We start from the raw sequence: 14223 nt of genomic DNA on the forward strand, positions 1-14223 counted from the left end.
CGATCCAAAGCCCTACGTCTGGACCAAGACCGCAGACGAGATCCTGGAACGCCTCGCCTCTTATCTGAACAGAATTCCTGACTCAGAAGACTAGGAACGGTCCTCGAACTCCGACTCCTTTCTGCCCCGCGCCGCCGCGCACACGCCCGACGCCGGGGCCGCCCTTCGGGCGACGACGGGAATCGGTGAGGCCCGTACGGATGCGGTGCGTTGTGCGTGACACCGACGCTTCGGCTGTCGCCCTGTCGCCCTGTCGCCCTGTCGCCCTGTCGCCGGCCGCCGTTCGCTCCCTCGCCCCTCAAGGCGCCGGTGCTGCGCCCGGGGTGGGCGGTCGGCCGGCTCGGGGACCGCCTCGGTGGCGGTGCGGTGTGAGCGCCGGGCAACAATGGCGTGACGTCGCCCGCACGCAACGGCACTTTCGAAGAAGAAGAAGGCGAGAGACACCCATGAACGTCAGCGCACACATGGAAGCCGTCTACGCGGAGGTCCGCCGACGCAACCCCGGGGAGGCGGAGTTCCACCAGGCGGCCGTCGAGGTCCTCGACTCCCTCGCTCCCGCCCTCGAGAGGCATCCCGAGTACGTCGAGACCGGGATCCTGGAGCGGCTGTGCGAGCCCGAGCGGCAGTTGCTCTTCCGGGTTCCGTGGGTCGACGACCGTGGCACCGTGCGGGTGAACCGGGGATTCCGGGTGGAGTTCAACAGCGCCCTCGGCCCGTACAAGGGAGGCCTGCGCTTCCATCCGAGCGTCAATCTCGGCATCGTGAAGTTCCTCGGTTTCGAGCAGATCTTCAAGAACGCGCTGACGGGCATGGCGATCGGCGGCGGCAAGGGCGGCGCCGACTTCGACCCCAAGGGCCGCTCGGACGCCGAGATCATGCGCTTCTGCCAGTCGTTCATGACCGAGCTCTACCGTCACCTCGGCGAGCACACCGACGTGCCGGCCGGGGACATCGGTGTCGGGGCGCGCGAGATCGGCTTCCTCTTCGGCCAGTACAAGCGGATCACCAACCGTTACGAGTCCGGCGTCCTCACCGGCAAGCCGGTGGGCTGGGGCGGCTCCCATGTCCGCACCGAGGCCACGGGCTACGGCGCGGTCTACTTCGCGGAGGAGATGCTGGCCACCCGCGGCAAGGGCTTCGACGGACGGCGGGTCGTGGTCTCCGGCTCCGGCAACGTCGCCGTGTACGCCGCGGAGAAGGTGCACGCCCTGGGCGGCCGCGTCGTGGCCTGCAGCGACTCCTCCGGGTACCTCGTCGACGAGGACGGCATCGACCTCGACCTGCTCAAGGACGTCAAGGAGGTGCGGCGGGCCCGGATCTCCGCCTACGCGGAGGCGAAGCCGACCGCGCGCTTCTCCGCCCGGGGCACGGTGTACGACGTGCCGTGCGACATCGCCCTGCCCTGCGCGACCCAGAACGAGCTGGGCCTCGACGACGCCGTGGCCCTGGTCAAGCACGGGGTCCTCGCGGTCGCCGAGGGCGCGAACATGCCCTGCACGCCCGAGGCGGTGAAGGTGTTCCGGGAGGCCGGTGTCCTCTTCGGCCCCGGAAAGGCGGCCAACGCCGGCGGCGTGGCGACCTCGGCCCTCGAGATGCAGCAGAACGCGGCCCGTGACAGCTGGACCTTCGAGCAGACCGAGACCCGGCTCGCCGCGGTCATGCGCGGTGTCCACGCCGAGTGCCGTGCCACGGCGGAGGCGTACGGCGGCAGCGCCGAGGACTACGTCCTCGGCGCGAACGTGGCCGGGTTCCTGCGGGTGGCGCGGGCGATGACCGCCCAGGGCGTGATCTGAGGACCCTGCCCGCGCGAACGGTTCCGCCCCGCGTGCCACCGGGCACGCGGGGCTCCCGCGGGGGCGGAACCGTCCCGCTGGGTGCCGCGCGCCACCCGGGGCGGGGCCGGCCGGCGGGCCGCCTCGGCGGACAGGGTCCGGTCCTCGGCCGGGCGCCCGGGCATGCCGGGCAAAAGGGCATGATCGGCAAAAGCATACCAGCGTGACCCTTCCTGGACCGGATATTCACGCACTCTCCGCGCCCGAATGTGTTCATACGGTAGTCATGGGGCCGGGAGGAACACATTGATCTTCAGTCGCAGCCGTCGCCGGAAGTCTGTCCCCAGCACCGGCACCTGCCCCTACGCGCCCGGGGACCCCGCGCCCGCAGCCCCCGCCCACGAGGCCCGCGGCCCGATGCCGCCTCCCGTGGACCGGCGCGAGGCGGAGCGGTTCATCCGTCAGTTCCACGCCGAGCAGCCGGGTGCCGGGGACGACGTGCGGAGCCGGACACGTGACGTGCTGGCCGAGCTCGATCGCACCGGCACCTACACCCACTCCCCGGCCGAACTCGCCTTCGGCGCACGCGTCGCATGGCGCAACGCGGCCCGCTGCATCGGCAGGCTCTACTGGCGCAGCCTCGTCGTGCGCGACCTGCGGCACCTCACCTCCGCCGACGACATCGCCGCCGCGTCCTTCGAGCACCTCAGGCTCGCCGGCAACGGCGGCAGGATCCGGCCCGTGATCACCGTCTTCGCCCCCGACCGGCCCGGCCGCCCCGGCCCCCGGATCGTCAACGACCAGCTGGTGCGCTACGCCGGACACCGCACGCCGGAGGGGGCGTGGCGCGGCGACCCGCGCAGCGCTCCCCTGACCGCCCAGGCCCGTGAGCTGGGCTGGAAGCGCGACGAAGAGCCCTTCCAGGTACTGCCGTTGATGGTCCGGGAGCACCCCGCGGCCCGGCCCGAGTGGTACGAGCTGCCGGACGGCACCGTCCGCGAGGTGCCGCTGAGCCACCCCGACCACCCCTGGTTCGCCGACCTCGGCCTGCGCTGGTACGCCGTGCCCGCCATCAGCGACATGACCCTGGAGATCGGCGGCGTACGGTATCCGGCGGCGCCGTTCAACGGCTGGTACATGGGCACCGAGATAGGCGCCCGGAACCTCGCCGACACCGAACGGTACGACCTCCTGCCGGTGGTGGCGGACCGGCTCGGGTTCGACCGGTCGAGTGAACGCACCCTGTGGCGGGACCGGGCGCTCGTCGAGCTCAACGTGGCGGTGCTGCACTCCTTCCAGGAGGCAGGGGTGACCATGGCCGACCACCACACCGAGTCCCAGCGGTTCCTGCGGCACATAGCCCAGGAGAGCCGCCACGGCAGGGAGACGCCCGCCGACTGGAGCTGGATCGTGCCCCCGGTCTCCGGCTCCGCCACCCCCGTCTTCCACCGGTACTACGACCCGGTGGACGCCTCCCTGCGGCCGGCGTTCCTGGCCCGTACGTGACCGGCGGGCGACGGCGGGGAGCCGTCAGTCGTTCGTCCCGGGGACCCAGTGCTTGTGCACCCCCATGATCCGGGGCGGTTCGTCCGACGCCGGCCAGCCCAGGTCGGCCGCGAGTGGCATCATGCGCGCGACGAAGGCGTTCATGTGCCCCTCGGAATCCCAGAGGTCGAAGACCTCCAGGCCGTCGTCCGTGCGGACGCACGCGTGGGAGAGGCAGCCGTCGAAGACCTCGGGCGTCTCCCCGAGCCTGGCGTTGAGCTGGTCGTACTGCTCGGTGGTGACACCCGGAAGGACGGCGTGAACGAAGATCGCCATGGTGGATCACTCCTCGTGAGAGAGGGCGGCGGCACCTCCCGCGCCGCCCCCGGCGCCGTCCGCTTCCGCACACCAGCACAGCACGGCCCGCCGCCGACGGCACGCCGGAGAGCGTCGCCGGCCCCGAGGCGCGGGCGGCGGGTGGTCGCCGCCCTCGCCACGGGCGGCGCCTGGGCCGAGGTGGCCGTCGTGCCCGCGGCTCTCGCCCTGCCGATCGGCGACCTGCCCCCGCGTACGGCGGCCGGATTCGGCTGGGGCACCCCGACCGCCTACGACCTTGTCCACACCGCCGCACGTCTGCGGCAGGGCGACAGCGTGCTCGTCCACGCCGCCGGTGGAGTCGGCGGTCTCGCCGCCCAGTTCGCGAGACTCGCCGGAGCGGGACGTGTCGTCGGCGTGGCGGGCGGTGCCCGCAGGGCGGAGTGCGCGGCCGGAGGCGCCTTCGACCGGATCGTGCACCGCGAGGCGTTCCCTGCCGGGCTCGACGACGAGCGGTTCGACGTGGTCCTCGACCCCGTCGGCGGCAGGACCCGGCAGGAAGGGCTCCGGCTGCTCGCGCCGCACGGCCGCCTGGTGGCGTACGGCGCCCTCGACGGCCGCGAACCCGTCCCCGTCGACGCAGGCGACCTGCTCATGACGGGGAGGCCACTCGTGACGTACAACAGCGACCTCCTCAGCCGCACCCACCCCGACCATCTCGCCGACTCCGCCCGGCGGGCACTCGACCTGCTGGCCCGGGGGCGGATCCGGATCGACATCACCGCCGAGTACGACCCGACCGAACTCGACGTCGCGGTGCGGAGGCTGAGCGACGGCACCACCCTCGGAAAGAGCGTCGTGCGCGTCGCCGGGCGCCTCTGAACCGGTGCCTCAACGGCGCCCCAGCACCTCGGCGACCCGGCTGTAGCCGTCCGTGCCGTGGCCGAGGGCCACCGTACGGCGGGCCAGACCCTCGATGGCGCGCATCACGTTCGCCTCGATGCCGTGGGCCTCGGAGGCGTGCACGACATGCGTCATCGTGGAGATCCCCGAGGTGATCGGGTTGCCCTCGCCGGAGAAGCTGCCGCTCTCCACGTCCTCGGCCCACTCCTGGAACAGCGGCGGCAGGATCGCGCCGATGCCCCGGGCGAAGGGTGCCAGCTCGGTCGGGGAGATCCCCTCGGCGCGCGCCACCGCCAGGGCGTGGACGTACCCCGCCATCGACGTCCAGAAGATGTCGAGCAGCGCGATGTCGTACGCCGCCGCCCGGCCGATCTCCTCCCCGAGGTGGGTGTGGGTGCCGCCCAGGGAGTCGAGCACCGCACGGTGCTCGCCGTAGAGCGTCTTCGGGCCGCTGAACAGGAACACCCCGGCCGGGGTGCCGATGGACGGGGTCGGGGTCATGATGGCGCCGTCGAGGTAGTCGATGCCGTGCCCGTCGGCCCAGCGCCCGGTGTCCCGGGCCCGGTCGGGGGTGTCGGCGCTGAGGTTCACGACGGTCCGACCCTTGAGCGCACCGGTCACGGCCGCCTGCCGCAGCACGGAGTCGGTGGCGTCGTAGTTGACCAGACAGACCACGGTCAGCGGGCTCGCGGCGACCGCCTCCTCGGCGGTCGCGGCCGCGACGGCACCGGTGGCCACGAGCTCCCGGTCCTTGCCCGGCGTCCGGTTCCAGACGGTCGTCCGTACGCCGGCCGCCAGGAACGCGGCGGCCAGCGCCCGGCCCATCGGTCCGAGACCGATGACGGTGACGGCGGTGTCGCGGGAAGAAGGCATGGGTGAACTCCCTTGTAGACAGATGGAGACAGTGAAGAGAAGAAGAACCCGGAAGAAGGAGAAGGACGCGGATGGCGCGCGCCAGGGTCCAGGACGCGAACACATGCGGAGTGAGTGCCGCGATCGTGGTCATCGAGGGCAAGTGGAAGACGTACCTGCTGTGGCTGCTCGAATCAGGCCCGCACCGCCCCGGCGAACTGCGCCGGAAGATCCCCGAGATCAGCGAGAAGGTGCTGACCCAGGCCCTGCGCGAGATGGAGGAGGACGGACTCGTGCACCGTGAGGTGTACGACGTCCTGCCGCCGAAGACCGTCTACTCGCTGACCGGCTTCGGACAGGAACTCTGCGAGGCGCTCGCCCCGTTGTCCGACTGGGGCCACCGTCGCCTGGAGCGGCTCACGACGACGCCCGCCGCTTCCTGAGGCCCTGTCGTTCTCCTTCCTCCGGGCCGCTCTCAGCTTCGCCCGGCGCCCGCACCACCGACAAGTACGCACAAAAAAGTGGGTGGGAGCGGGGACGCGGAAAGGGGCCTCCCCGAAAGGAAGGCCCCCTGAAAGGTGGCGCGTCAGCCGTTCCGCTCCCCGAACGCGTCCAGGATCCGCTCTGCGGCCAGCGTCGCCGTCAGCTCGCCCGCGCGCACGCGCTGTTCCAGGGCGGGCGCGAGGTCCTGGACCGTCGGGTCCGAGTGGAGGCGGCGCAGCAGCTCGTCCTGGACCATGGTCCAGGTCCAGTCGACCTGCTGGTCGTGACGCTTGGCCGTGAGCCGGCCGGTCGAGTCCAGCAGGGCGCGGTGCTGTTCGAGACGCCCCCAGACCTCGTCGAGGCCCGCCGACTCCCGGGCGCTGCAACTGAGCACCGGCGGCGTCCAGAAGGAGTCCGCACCGTGCATCAGCCGCAGTGCGCCCGCGAGTTCACGGGCCGCGGCGCGGGCGTCCCGTTCGTGAGGCCCGTCCGCCTTGTTGACGGTGACCACGTCGGCGAGTTCCAGGACGCCCTTCTTGATGCCCTGGAGCTGGTCGCCCGTGCGGGCCAGGGTGAGGAGGAGGAAGGAGTCGACCATGTTGGCGACGGCGGTCTCGGACTGTCCGACGCCGACGGTCTCGACGAGCACCACGTCGTATCCCGCGGCCTCCATCACGACCATCGACTCCCGGGTCGCCTTGGCGACCCCGCCGAGGGTGCCGGCGCTGGGGGAGGGCCGTACGAAGGCAGCCGGGTCGACGGCCAGCCGCTCCATCCGTGTCTTGTCGCCGAGGATGGAGCCGCCGGTGCGGGTCGACGACGGGTCGACGGCGAGCACCGCGACCCGGTGGCCGAGCCCGGTCAGCATCGTGCCGAACGCGTCGATGAACGTCGACTTGCCGACACCGGGCACTCCGCTGATCCCGATCCGCACGGCGTTCCCGCTGTGCGGAAGGAGTTCCGTGAGGAGCTCCTGGGCGAGTGCCCGGTGCTGGGGACGGGTCGACTCGACGAGGGTGATCGCGCGGGCGACCAGCGCCCGCTTCCCCTCCCGTACGCCCCGGACATAGGTGTCGAGATCGATCACCGCTCGTGTCCGAGGTCGGCCGACAGACGCGTCACCAGGTCGTGAGCCGCGTCGGGGATCACGGTGCCCGGCGGGAACACGGCGGCCGCGCCCATCTCCAGGAGCGTCGCCACGTCCTGCGGAGGAATCACCCCGCCGACCACGATCATGATGTCCTCGCGGCCCTCGGCCGCCAGTTCCTCCCGCAGCGCCGGTACGAGCGTGAGGTGTCCGGCGGCGAGCGACGAGACCCCGACGATGTGCACGTCCGCCTCGACGGCCTGACGGGCCACCTCGGCCGGGGTCTGGAACAGCGGGCCGACGTCCACGTCGAAGCCCAGGTCGGCGAAGGCGGTGGCGATGACCTTCTGGCCGCGGTCGTGGCCGTCCTGGCCCATCTTGGCGACCAGGATGCGCGGCCGACGGCCCTCGGACTCGCCGAAGGCGTCCACCAGGGCCCGGGTGCGGTCCACGGAGGGGGACGCGCCGGCTTCGTTTCGGTACACACCGGAGATCGTACGGATCTGCCCGGCGTGGCGTCCGTAGACCTTCTCCAGGGCGTCGGAGATCTCGCCGACGGTCGCCATCGCCCGGGCCGCGTTCACCGCGAGCTCGAGGAGGTTGCCGTCGCCGCCCGCGGCCCGGGTGAGCGCGGCGAGCGCGTCCTGGCAGGCCTGCTCGTCGCGCTCCTCGCGCAGCCGCTTCAGCTTGGCGATCTGCTGGGCGCGCACGGAGGAGTTGTCGACCTTGAGGACGTCGATCTGCTCGTCGGTCGCGACCCGGTACTTGTTGACGCCGATCACCGGCTGCCGTCCGGAGTCGATCCGGGCCTGGGTACGGGCCGCGGCCTCCTCCACGCGCAGCTTGGGGATGCCCGCGTCGATGGCCTTGGCCATGCCGCCGGCCTGCTCGACCTCCTGGATGTGCTTCCAGGCGCGCCGTGCGAGGTCGTAGGTGAGCTTCTCGACGTACGCGCTGCCGCCCCACGGGTCGATGGTCCGGCAGGTGCCCGACTCCTGCTGGATGAGCAGCTGGGTGTTGCGGGCGATACGGGCGGAGAAGTCGGTCGGCAGGGCGAGTGCCTCGTCGAGGGCGTTGGTGTGCAGCGACTGGGTGTGGCCCTGGGTGGCCGCCATCGCCTCGACGCAGGTGCGCGTGACGTTGTTGAACACGTCCTGCGCGGTGAGCGACCAGCCCGAGGTCTGCGAATGGGTCCGCAGGGAGAGGGACTTGGCGTTCTGCGGGTCGAACTGCTGGACCAGCTTGGCCCACAGGAGCCGTGCCGCGCGCAGCTTCGCGATCTCCATGAAGAAGTTCATGCCGATCGCCCAGAAGAACGACAGGCGCGGCGCGAACGCGTCCACGTCGAGCCCGGCCTCGCGGCCCGCGCGGATGTACTCCACACCGTCGGCGAGCGTGTACGCCAGCTCCAGGTCGGCCGTCGCACCCGCCTCCTGGATGTGGTAGCCGGAGATGGAGATGGAGTTGTAGCGCGGCATCCGCTGCGAGGTGTAGGCGAAGATGTCGGAGATGATCCGCATCGACGGCCCGGGCGGATAGATGTAGGTGTTGCGGACCATGAACTCCTTGAGGATGTCGTTCTGGATGGTCCCGGCCAGCTTCTCGGGCGGTACGCCCTGTTCCTCGGCGGCCACGATGTACAGCGCGAGGACCGGCAGCACGGCGCCGTTCATCGTCATCGACACCGTCATCCTGTCCAGCGGGATGCCGTCGAACAGCTGGCGCATGTCGTAGATCGAGTCGATGGCCACGCCGGCCATGCCGACGTCACCGGTGACCCGCGGGTGGTCGCTGTCGTAGCCGCGGTGGGTCGGCAGGTCGAAGGCGACCGACAGGCCCTTCTGGCCGGCCGCGAGGTTGCGCCGGTAGAAGGCGTTCGACTCCTCGGCCGTGGAGAAGCCCGCGTACTGACGGATCGTCCAGGGCTGGTTGACGTACATGGTCGGGTACGGGCCGCGCAGGTACGGGGCCATGCCCGGCCGGGTGTCCAGGAAGTCCAGGCCCTCCAGGTCCTGCCCGGTGTACAGCGGCTTGACGCCGATGCCCTCCGGGGTCTCCCAGACCAGGTCGTCCCCGCCCGCGGCCTTCTTGACGGCCGCTCGCCACGCGTCGGGGCCGCCGTCGGCGGTCGGCGCCCCGAGCTCGATCCCGGAGAAGTCGGGGATGGACATCAGGACACTCCCATGCGGTCGAGGGCGGTGGAGAGCAGGGCGACGGCGTCACAGCCCGCGAAGAGGTACGAGTCGACACCGGGGTGGTCCCCCGGGCGACCGGCGAGGAGGACGTGCTCGGCGCCCGCCGCGCGCAGTTCCGCCGCCACGGTCCCGGCCTGTTCCGCGTACAGCGCGTCGCTGGAGCAGAGACAGGCCTCGCGGGCGCCGCTCTCCTCGAACGTGCCCTCGGTGACCGGCTCGATGCCGCCCGCCTGGAAGAGGTTCGCGGCGAAGGACAGGCGGGCCGAGTGCGCGGCCGCGGGGCCGAGCGCGGCGAGATAGACCCGGGGCCGGGCCCCGGTCGCCGCCAGGTGGGCGTCGGATCGGGCGCGCAGCGTCTCGTACGCCTCGTCGCGGCGGACCCGGGGAAGACCGCCGGTCGGCTGTGCGGGCGCGGGCGCCCTCTCGACGGGCTTCTCTGTCAGGTGGGGGAACTCGCTGACGCCCGTGATGGGTTCGCGGCGGGTGGCGAGCTTCTTGCTGCGCGCGGACCAGGTCTCGGCGAGGCGCTCGCCGATCGTCCCGGACCGCAGGGCGGCCTCGTGGCCGCCCGCCCGCTCGATGACCTGGAAGAACTCCCAGGCGGCGTGGGCGAGTTCGTCGGTGAGCCGCTCCACGTACCAGGAGCCGCCCGCCGGGTCGACAACCCGGGACAGGTGGGACTCCTCGATGAGGACGGTGGAGGTGTTGCGGGCGATCCGGCGCGCGAACGCGTCCGGCAGGCCGAGGGCGTCGTCGAAGGGGAGCACGGTGACGCTGTCGGCGCCGCCCACTCCGGCGGCGAGCGTGGCCACCGTGGTGCGCAGCATGTTCACCCACGGGTCGCGGCGCGTCATCATCACCGTCGAGGTCACCGCGTGCTGGCGCTGCGCGCCCGCGTCCGGGGCGCCGCAGACCTCGGCCACCCGGGCCCAGAGCCGGCGCGCCGCACGGAGCTTGGCGATGGTCAGGAACTGGTCGGCGGTCGCCGCGTACCGGAACTCCAGCTGCGCGCACGCCTCGGCGACGCTCAGTCCGGCTCCGGTCAGACCCCGCAGATAGGCCACGCCGGTCGAGAGGGAGCAGCCGAGCTCCTGCGCGGCCGAGCCGCCGGCCTCGTGGTACGGCAGGGCGTCCACGGTCAGGGCCCGCAGCCCCGGGTACCGGTCGGTGCAGCGGCGGGCGAGTCCGGCCACGGACGCGAGGTCGTACGCCGGGCGGCCGGTGCGTGCCTCGTGGCCGAGCGGGTCCGCGCCGAGGTTGCCGCGGGCCGCGTCGGCGGCGACACCCCGCTCCTCGTACAGCCCGAGCAGGCACTCGGCGGCTGCCGCGGTCTCGTCGCCCGCGTCGAGGACGACCGGTGCCAGGTCGAGGTAGACGCCGTCGAGGACCGTGGGAAGCGAGGCGACCGGGATACCGGTGCCGCCGGTGCCCAGCCAGAGGGAGGTGACGCCGTTCTCCAGGTCGGCGAGGACCGCGTCGTTGTCGGCGGTGAGGTGCCGCTGGCGCACGTCCCAGCCGCCCAGGGTGTTGCCCTCGGGACGGCCGCCGCGCACGAAGGGCGCGAAGCCGGGGAGTCCGGCGTCGGGTGCGGTCCCGCCCGCCGTGTACAGCGGACGGATGTCGAGGCCGTCCTCCAGGAGTGTGGAAAGGGCGTCCTCGGCGGCGTCGCCGGACACCTCTTTGCCGGACTTGCGCAGGACACCTGCGACGAGGTGTTGCCACTGTTCGTGTGGCGCGTCGGGGAATTCGGACGCCAGGGTGAGCCCGTCGTCAGGCAGGACCGTCATGCTGGGATGCTAGGGGAGATCCACAAGGCAGCAGGAGTGCGTTCCACTGTGACCTTCTTCTCGTTGTCAGTGGCGGCTGCGACGCTGTGTCGTATGGACAGGGACGAGGAGCTGCTGAGAGGCCGGGTCTACGGCCAGGACCACGACGACCCCAGACCGGGCCCGAGGGCCGACCGTGTCTACGCCGAACTGGTCGGCGGCCCGCTCGACGGGCTGCTGCTCGACGTCACCGACCGGACGCCGGAGCAGCGGGCGGCCGGCGTGGCCCTGGAGACGGAGCTGGGGCGGTACGGGGCCGGGGGCCGGTCGCTGTACGACCCGCGCCCCGGTGACCCGGGCCGTCTCGACTGGTCGGGCGACACGCCGTGACGGGCGTGCCGCCGGAACCTTCGACGGGCTTCGCGGGGCCGTGACCGGCCTGCCGTCGGCCTCAGCGCATGACGGAGGAGAAGTTGTCCAGCTGGATCCAGGTCACCTTGTTGGTCGCCTGGGGGCCGTAGACGTTGACTGCGCCGGCCGTGTTGGCCTCGATGCGGATCGCGTTGATGCCCTGGCTGTTGTTGCGGGGGCAGACGCCGCGGGTCAGCTTCGGCGGGCGGATGGTGGCGGGCAGCGTGCCGAGACGGCCGTCGGCGGTGAACGCGCAGGTGACCGTGCCGCGCAGCTGGAGGAACTCGGTGCCCGCGAGCCGGATCACGCGAGCCTCGGCGGGTGCGCCGGGTTCGTTGACGACCGCGGGGTCCACGGTGATCGCCGTCCAGTCGACGACGATCTGGCAGCCGTCCACGGGGTCCGCGGCGGCCGGCGTGGCCGAGAGCAGCGGTCCGGCGACGGCGACGGCGGGGGCGGCGAGTGCCGCGGTGAGCAGGGAGCGGCGGCTGGTGGTGGGCTGGGTCATGCTCGATCCTCCGGATCGGGTGGGGTGTGCGGGCGGGGTGACGGGGCTGTTCACGGGGCTTGGCGCGGGGCCGGCCGCGGGCTGCTCATCGCCAGGCGACGGAGACGCCGTCGAAGTCGATCCAGGTGATGGCGTTGTCGCTGGTGGGGCCGTAGACGCGGAGGGCTCCGGTGACGTCCGTCTCGATCCGGCACACGCAGCGGCCGGTGTTGTTGTTGCGGGGCACGTTCTGGCGCGTCGGGCGGGTCGCGCGCAGCCGGTGCGGCAGGGTTCCGATCCTGCTGTCCTCGGTCAGGCCGGGGGAGCAGGTGACGGTGCCGCGCAGCTGGAGGTAGGTGGTGCCGGCGAGGGCGATCAGCCGTCCGCGCGGGCGGTCGGCGCCCGGGGAGACGCCGGCCTCGAGTGCGAGGTCCTCCCAGTCGGCGAGCACCTTGATCCCGTCCACCGCGGGCAGGGTGGGGTACCAGCCGATCGTGACGTCGCGGGAGCCGGTGGTGCCGGGGACGGTGTTGCTGAAGCCGAAGAGCAGCCGGGTCTCGCCGGTCGCGGGGTCGACCTCGGTGGCGACGCCCTCGGGCTCGCGCCGGGTGAGCCCGTCGGCGTTGGTGACCACCTGCCGGTCGATGCGCTCACCGGTCGTCCACGCGTACGAGGTGAGGAAGGCGATGCCGGGGAAGGAGTCGGGTATCTCGGGGAAGTTCTTCTTGTCGTACGGCGCCCACTGGTACGCGTAGAGGACGTCGCCCAGTGCCGTGTACCCCTGGGAGACGAGGGTCTTCTGGAGCGGGTAGGGGGTCGGCACGTCGGGAGTGACGTCCTCGCCGGCCGGCATGACGAAGGTGGTGCCCACCGGGACCCATGAGCCGGTGGCCGCCGCGGCGGCGTCGTAACGGGTGAAGTGCCGCTTTCCGTCCTTGTGGTACATGACGCACAGCTGGTTGTTCACCGGGTCCAGCGACGGGCCGGTGCTCGACGTGCTGCCGGGCGGGGTGAACTTCTGGGCCTGGGGTATCAGGGCCCCGTCGAGGACTCCGCCGTCGACGAAGCGGAACCGGGTGACGGCCTTGCCGAAGGCGGCGTCGTCCGCGGAGAGCTGCAACGGCCCGACCTCGGTCCAGAGGTAGGTGTCGGCGCCCACCGGCTCGGCGCCCACGGAGAGCCCGTGGCCGAAGCCCTTCAGCTGCATGGAGCCGGTGACCGCGCCGGTCCTGCGGTTGATGCGGTTGAGGTACAGGTTGCCCTGCGGGGCCGTGGCCGAGCTCTCCACCTGGAGGACGAAGACGTGCCCGTTGACGGTGTCGGTGGCGATCGCCTGCGGCGCGGGGCCCTTCACCAGGTCGACCGTCTGAATGAGCCTGCCGGTGACGCCGGACAGATCGACGCCGTTGGCGTCCGTTGTTCCCATGGTCTCTCCCCCTGGGGCATGCGGTGGATCCGGAATGTGAAAGGGAGATCATCACATGAGGTGTCAGCCGTCCCTGGCGGTGCCGGATTTCGCCGTTCCGTAGCGCATCCATGATGGGTTAGCTTAGGCTTACCTAAGTAACGGTCCTGAGCGGCAGTCTCTGGTCTGTCTCCGTCACCTGTCCCGGGAGAACTCGGATGCGTCCCTTCACCACCCGCGTCACGCGGCCCACCCCCGCCGAGCGCGTGCGATCGATCCTGGCCGCCGCGCACTCGATGACGGTCGTGTCCGACGGACTCCACCAGGAGGTGCACCTCCTGGACGGGACCGGGCCCATGGGCCACATCCACCTCCACGACCCGTCCGAGGAGAGCCACGCCGGGCAGACCGCACGGATCCCCGTGCGCCTGGAGTTCACCGACATCGCCCCCACCTCCGTACGGGAACGCCTCCGGGCGCGCGTCACCCTGACCGGGCTCCTCGCCGCCCCGTACGAGCCGGAGGCGACCGCGAGCGTCTGCATGGAGTTCGGCCAGGCGCTCCTGGAGGACGCCGACGGCCGGAGCTACATCACCCTGGAGGAGCTCCACGCGACGGACGTCGACCCGATGGCCTCCTGCGAGGCGTCCATGCTGACCCATCTCGTCGACGGCCACAGCGAACTCGTCCCCCTGCTGCTGCGCCTCGTCCGGCCGCGCCCCGCACGCGACATGGTCCGTGCCCTCCCCGTCGCGCTCGACCGGTACGGCATCACCCTGCGCCTCGAACACCCCACGGGCCACCAGGACGTCCGGCTGCCGTTCCCCACCCCCGTCACCGACATCGACCAGGCGGCCCCCCGGATGCACGCCCTGCTCGCCGCGGCCCGCCGCTCCTCCCACCCGAACAGCCTCCTGACCTGACAGGCTCGGCCCGGCAGGTCCGGCAGGCCCGATTCCAAAACCCCCACACCCCGCCTGGCCTGCCCGAACGCCCGCCCGCGTCGGTCGAGATGCCGGAGGGGCGAGGCAGGCGAACAATGGACGGGTAAACCCGCGCACG

At 71.9% G+C, this 14223-nt stretch carries 13 protein-coding genes; 6 read left to right on the top strand and 7 right to left on the bottom strand.

The window, feature by feature from the left end:
* Positions 1-446: 446 nt before the first annotated feature.
* Positions 447-1793: an NADP-specific glutamate dehydrogenase gene (gdhA, locus tag ACZ4XX_RS12870; RefSeq protein ID WP_468507962.1), complete on the top strand. Its 1347-nt coding sequence runs from the start codon at positions 447-449 to the stop codon at positions 1791-1793.
* Between the two features lie 396 nt (positions 1794-2189).
* Positions 2190-3278 (top strand): nitric oxide synthase oxygenase, encoded by a 1089-nt coding sequence (locus ACZ4XX_RS12875; RefSeq protein WP_468507963.1) that lies wholly within the window; start codon positions 2190-2192, stop codon positions 3276-3278.
* A gap of 24 nt (positions 3279-3302) precedes the next feature.
* Here ACZ4XX_RS12875 and ACZ4XX_RS12880 read toward each other — a convergent pair whose 3' ends face one another.
* A complete protein-coding gene (locus ACZ4XX_RS12880) occupies positions 3303-3593 on the bottom strand; it encodes a hypothetical protein (RefSeq protein WP_468507964.1) in 291 nt (96 codons plus the stop codon).
* Positions 3594-3608: 15 nt separating this feature from the next.
* Between ACZ4XX_RS12880 and ACZ4XX_RS12885 the strand changes: the two genes are divergently transcribed.
* Positions 3609-4454: a zinc-binding dehydrogenase gene (locus tag ACZ4XX_RS12885; RefSeq protein WP_468507965.1), complete on the top strand. Its 846-nt coding sequence runs from the start codon at positions 3609-3611 to the stop codon at positions 4452-4454.
* Between the two features lie 9 nt (positions 4455-4463).
* Here the strand turns inward: ACZ4XX_RS12885 and ACZ4XX_RS12890 are convergent, their stop codons facing one another.
* Positions 4464-5348 (bottom strand): NAD(P)-dependent oxidoreductase, encoded by an 885-nt coding sequence (locus ACZ4XX_RS12890; protein WP_468507966.1) that lies wholly within the window; start codon positions 5346-5348, stop codon positions 4464-4466.
* Positions 5349-5419: 71 nt separating this feature from the next.
* On the opposite strand from ACZ4XX_RS12890, the gene ACZ4XX_RS12895 reads away from it, so the two are divergent.
* Complete coding sequence (locus tag ACZ4XX_RS12895) at positions 5420-5770, top strand: winged helix-turn-helix transcriptional regulator (RefSeq protein ID WP_468507967.1); 351 nt, start codon at positions 5420-5422, stop codon at positions 5768-5770.
* Between the two features lie 143 nt (positions 5771-5913).
* Here ACZ4XX_RS12895 and meaB read toward each other — a convergent pair whose 3' ends face one another.
* The 3 genes from meaB to ACZ4XX_RS12910 are packed head-to-tail and all read right to left on the bottom strand — an operon-like array spanning position 5914 to position 10879.
* Positions 5914-6897 (bottom strand): methylmalonyl Co-A mutase-associated GTPase MeaB, encoded by a 984-nt coding sequence (meaB, locus tag ACZ4XX_RS12900; protein WP_468507968.1) that lies wholly within the window; start codon positions 6895-6897, stop codon positions 5914-5916.
* Complete coding sequence (gene scpA, locus ACZ4XX_RS12905) at positions 6894-9068, bottom strand: methylmalonyl-CoA mutase (protein WP_468507969.1); 2175 nt, start codon at positions 9066-9068, stop codon at positions 6894-6896. Before scpA ends, meaB begins: the two co-directional genes overlap by 4 nt.
* Positions 9068-10879, bottom strand: coding sequence for a methylmalonyl-CoA mutase family protein (locus ACZ4XX_RS12910; RefSeq protein ID WP_468507970.1), 1812 nt, complete (start codon positions 10877-10879; stop codon positions 9068-9070). The genes scpA and ACZ4XX_RS12910 overlap by 1 nt, the downstream gene beginning before the upstream one ends.
* Positions 10880-10972: 93 nt before the next feature.
* Between ACZ4XX_RS12910 and ACZ4XX_RS12915 the strand changes: the two genes are divergently transcribed.
* The gene (locus ACZ4XX_RS12915; protein ID WP_468507971.1) at positions 10973-11248 is read left to right on the top strand and encodes a hypothetical protein; all 276 of its coding nucleotides are present in this window, start codon (positions 10973-10975) and stop codon (positions 11246-11248) included.
* A gap of 61 nt (positions 11249-11309) precedes the next feature.
* Here the strand turns inward: ACZ4XX_RS12915 and ACZ4XX_RS12920 are convergent, their stop codons facing one another.
* Both ACZ4XX_RS12920 and ACZ4XX_RS12925 read right to left on the bottom strand, forming a co-directional pair.
* Positions 11310-11777, bottom strand: coding sequence for a hypothetical protein (locus ACZ4XX_RS12920; protein WP_468507972.1), 468 nt, complete (start codon positions 11775-11777; stop codon positions 11310-11312).
* A gap of 85 nt (positions 11778-11862) precedes the next feature.
* Positions 11863-13182, bottom strand: coding sequence for a phage baseplate protein (locus tag ACZ4XX_RS12925; protein WP_468507973.1), 1320 nt, complete (start codon positions 13180-13182; stop codon positions 11863-11865).
* 197 nt (positions 13183-13379) lie between these two features.
* Here ACZ4XX_RS12925 and ACZ4XX_RS12930 point away from each other — a divergent pair, with 197 nt between their 5' ends.
* The gene (locus ACZ4XX_RS12930) at positions 13380-14084 is read left to right on the top strand and encodes a DUF2470 domain-containing protein (protein ID WP_468507974.1); all 705 of its coding nucleotides are present in this window, start codon (positions 13380-13382) and stop codon (positions 14082-14084) included.
* The last annotated feature ends 139 nt before the right edge of the window (positions 14085-14223 follow it).

The organism is Streptomyces sp. NPDC029956, from assembly GCF_055574655.1.

What these genes read in the sequence shown, in the direction of transcription:
- gdhA (WP_468507962.1), top strand. Translation starts at nt 447, where the DNA reads ATGAACGTCAGCGCACACATGGAAGCCGTCTACGCGGAGGTCCGCCGA.
- ACZ4XX_RS12875 (WP_468507963.1), top strand. Translation starts at nt 2,190, where the DNA reads ATGCCGCCTCCCGTGGACCGGCGCGAGGCGGAGCGGTTCATCCGTCAG.
- ACZ4XX_RS12880 (WP_468507964.1), bottom strand. Translation starts at nt 3,593, where the DNA reads ATGGCGATCTTCGTTCACGCCGTCCTTCCGGGTGTCACCACCGAGCAG.
- ACZ4XX_RS12890 (WP_468507966.1), bottom strand. Translation starts at nt 5,348, where the DNA reads ATGCCTTCTTCCCGCGACACCGCCGTCACCGTCATCGGTCTCGGACCG.
- ACZ4XX_RS12895 (WP_468507967.1), top strand. Translation starts at nt 5,420, where the DNA reads ATGGCGCGCGCCAGGGTCCAGGACGCGAACACATGCGGAGTGAGTGCC.
- scpA (WP_468507969.1), bottom strand. Translation starts at nt 9,068, where the DNA reads ATGTCCATCCCCGACTTCTCCGGGATCGAGCTCGGGGCGCCGACCGCC.
- ACZ4XX_RS12910 (WP_468507970.1), bottom strand. Translation starts at nt 10,879, where the DNA reads ATGACGGTCCTGCCTGACGACGGGCTCACCCTGGCGTCCGAATTCCCC.
- ACZ4XX_RS12915 (WP_468507971.1), top strand. Translation starts at nt 10,973, where the DNA reads ATGGACAGGGACGAGGAGCTGCTGAGAGGCCGGGTCTACGGCCAGGAC.
- ACZ4XX_RS12920 (WP_468507972.1), bottom strand. Translation starts at nt 11,777, where the DNA reads ATGACCCAGCCCACCACCAGCCGCCGCTCCCTGCTCACCGCGGCACTC.
- ACZ4XX_RS12925 (WP_468507973.1), bottom strand. Translation starts at nt 13,182, where the DNA reads ATGGGAACAACGGACGCCAACGGCGTCGATCTGTCCGGCGTCACCGGC.
- ACZ4XX_RS12930 (WP_468507974.1), top strand. Translation starts at nt 13,380, where the DNA reads ATGCGTCCCTTCACCACCCGCGTCACGCGGCCCACCCCCGCCGAGCGC.